This is a genomic window from Rhizobium sp. CNPSo 3670 (assembly GCF_057784555.1).
The window spans coordinates 1-3,156 of record NZ_JBXSOL010000077.1 but is presented as its reverse complement, the minus strand read 5'-3'; the positions used below and the strand labels follow the sequence as shown (position 1 = coordinate 3,156).

Genomic DNA, 3,156 nt, shown 5'->3' with positions numbered 1-3,156 from the left:
CCGGCAAGGCCGACAACAGCCGCTATGCCGCTGTCGCCGGTGACATGGCGGATGGCATCGACCTGTTCCGCGTCGAGCCGAAAAGGATGTTTGGGATCGCCGCTCTCGACGCGCTCGATCGCCGCATCGACCTGCCGAGCCGAAACGCCGAAGCCTGCTTGCTCCGAAAGAACCCGCACCGACTGCGCCATGTCGTATTCGATGCGCAGCATGCCCCGAGTGGTGAAGACTGCCGGATCTGCGACCTTAAGCGTTTCTCGGTCGAACTCTTGCGGCTTCAGCATCACAAGTTCATCCGACGCCATCAGCCGGGCGCGGATATTGGTGAAGTCTGCCGGATCGTCGACATATCGATGCAGCGCCTTGGCGATATCCTTCTCGTCGAAAGTCGAGCGCTCATTTCCGAGCTGCTTCAGCAAAAGCTCCGGCTCCGCCAGCAGCCGGTCGGCCATCTCGTGGCGGCGCGCGAGATCGGCTGGCGCGAAATAGAGCTCCCTCCTCTTTCGCGCCAACGCCGCCTTCTCCGGCCTGAGATGCCTTTGCGCAATGCCGTCGAAACCCTGCTCGGCATAGGAGCGGCCATCGAGCCGGATCTCATGACCGGCGAGCGCCAGATGCCGGTTGGCCGTTTCAGCCCAGGCGATCTTCCAGGCCTTCAAGGTTTCCTTGTCGCCCGCCCAGCGCTCATAGACGATCTTGCCGGTTTTTTTGCGACGTAATGGCTCGCCATTTTCGCCCAAAACGGGAGAGTTTTTTGGACCAAAGCCATCTTCGGACAACGCCCGCAATGTGGTCATTATATGGATGTGTGGGTTGCCCTCCTTGTCGTGATAGGCCCAATCGGCGACAATTCCCGTCGCGGTAAGAGTGTCCCGCACAAATTCGCGCACCAACGCGATGTTCTCCACCCTCGTCAGTTCCTCCGGCAGAGCGATGATCAGCTCGCGGGCGAGTCTCGCGTTCGACTTCGTCTCGAAGGCCTCGACGGAATTCCACAGTGCCTCGCTGGCCCAGGCAACTGACTTGCCGTCGACTCTCTCGTGCAGCCAAGCGGGGATCTGCTCCGGAAGCGCCAGTTCCTCATGCACCAGCTCTGGACCACCGCCCCGATAGCTGAAAGATCTGCCCACTTGGTGATCCGTCATCCGTGTGCGATGGCGATAGGCGGCGGCCGCGACGACGCTGCGTCCTGAACCCCTGCTGATCACCTGCGCCCTGACAAACATGATCGCCAATGATATCTCCCCACCCTTGAAAATCGCTACCGGAAACAGACCGGACGCAAGGCTACCGCCACGTCCAGAATGTGTTTCGAGACGGCTTTTGCAGCGTGTGATTTAGGTCATGAGAACTTAAGCGATTTTACTGTCTATTTCAAGTTAGTATAACAGGCGAGTTTTTGAAATGCCTGTTATAAGCTCCTCTAGAGCGAGGCACCCAGTGACCCACGCATGAAAAGCGCTTTAGAAACCCAGGCAAACGGGCTTGGCCGTGCTGAATTTGTCGTAGACGGTGCAGGATCTTTCGCCTATCGATGGTGCAATGAAGTCGTCCCTCAACCATATGCCGCTCCGGAAACAACGCGAGATGGGCCGCGTCCTGGAGATCCTCCACGAGGAATTCGAGGATGCACTCAAAGACGGCACGGCGGAATTCAAGAAGCGCGGCCGGATCTTAAAGATCATCCTGTTCGGCTCCTACGCCAAGGGCGGCTGGGTGGATGAGCCTTTCACGATGAAGGGTTATCGTTCGGATTTCGATCTCCTCATCATCGTCAACAACCGCAAGCTCTGTGAGTTCGCCGAGTACTGGCACAAGGCCGCCGACCGGCTGATCCACGACAAGGCGATCGAAACGCCGGTAAGCTTCATTGTCCATTCTAGGCGTGAGGTGAACGCCTATCTCAGGGAAGGACAGTATTTCTTCTCCGACATTCGCAAGGAAGGCATCGTTCTGTATGAACTCGATGATGAGCCGCTTGCAGAGCCCAAGCCATTCTCACCAGCCGACCGCATTCGGGTCGCAAAAGAACATTTTCAGGAACGACTGGAGGCAACGCAGGAGTTTTTTGAGTTGGCAGAGCATGCTCGCGTCAAACATTACAAGAAGCGAGCTGCATTCCTCTTTCATCAAGCCTTAGAGCAGGCTTACTCCTGTGTGCTGCTGACGCTCACCAATTATGGTCCACCGTCTCACAACATCAAATTCCTGCGCTCGCTCGCCGAGGAACAGGACCGACGGCTGGCCGAGGCATTTCCGCGCGATCAGCATCGGGAACGGGCCTGGTTCAATACCCTGAACGAGGCATATGTGAAGGCGCGATACTCGAAGCATTTCGAGATCAGCGAGGAGGCCCTCGGATGGCTCGCAAAACAAACCGCTTTTTTGCTTGATCTCGTCAAGACAATTTGCTCCGAGCACCTCGCGAAGCTTCAGCGGCACTCGCAATGATGTCCCGTAAGTTCGGTCGTCGCTACCAGATTTGCCGAGGCGAATGCGGACATTCTAGTGTCGGTCAGCTTCAACATGAATCCAAGAGGATTCCTTTTCAGCTTCGCTTGTGATTCAACATCATTGCTGGTGGGAGGCCAGCAATGATGGCGCGACCTCTCTCCGTGGATTTGCGCAAGCGCATTGCTGACGCTTGCCGAGGGATGCCGGTGCGGGCGGCCGAAGCCCGAACTGCCGTCAAGCAAACAAGAAGTCCCACGACTGCAGGCTTGAAAGAGCGACATTCCTTAACGTTATGGTGTTGTCGGAATCGGCCATGATAATTGTATCACTTCCGGACTGCTCGGTTGCGGCAAATAGCGATTCCCAGTCGGCGAATATATTGTGATCGATCGAGATCGCGTCATGTGCGGAGCCGGTTGCCACGAAGTTTGTGATCGTATCGTGGCCCCAGTTCGACGAATAAACGAAGACGTCGGCTGCCGCTCCGCCAGTGAGGGTATCGTTGCCGGCGCCACCGGTCAGCGTATTGGAACCGCTGCCCCCGACGATAACATTGTTCAGCGCATTCCCAGTTCCGGCAAAGGGCCCCGTTCCGATAAATGTGAGGTTCTCGACATTAGTCCCTAATATGTAGGCGGCCAGATTCGCGCGAACCGTGTCAATCCCCTCATTGGCCGCTTCGGTGACGATGTCGCCGGCATT

The 3,156-nt window shown here is 56.9% G+C and carries 2 protein-coding genes and 1 pseudogene; 1 reads left to right on the top strand and 2 read right to left on the bottom strand.

Annotated features, from left to right (window positions below; translation table 11 throughout):
- A partial coding sequence (locus AC13QO_RS29765; protein WP_488542747.1) for a MobA/MobL family protein occupies positions 1 to 1,235 on the bottom strand: 1,235 nt, incomplete at its 3' end.
- 307 nt (positions 1,236 to 1,542) lie between these two features.
- On the opposite strand from AC13QO_RS29765, the gene AC13QO_RS29760 reads away from it, so the two are divergent.
- Positions 1,543 to 2,451 carry a nucleotidyltransferase and HEPN domain-containing protein gene (locus AC13QO_RS29760; RefSeq protein WP_488542746.1) on the top strand — a complete coding sequence of 303 codons (909 nt, stop codon included), beginning with the start codon at positions 1,543 to 1,545 and terminating at the stop codon, positions 2,449 to 2,451.
- Positions 2,452 to 2,688: 237 nt separating this feature from the next.
- Here the strand turns inward: AC13QO_RS29760 and AC13QO_RS29755 are convergent.
- Positions 2,689 to 3,156, bottom strand: a pseudogene (locus tag AC13QO_RS29755) (hypothetical protein); the annotation flags it as partial.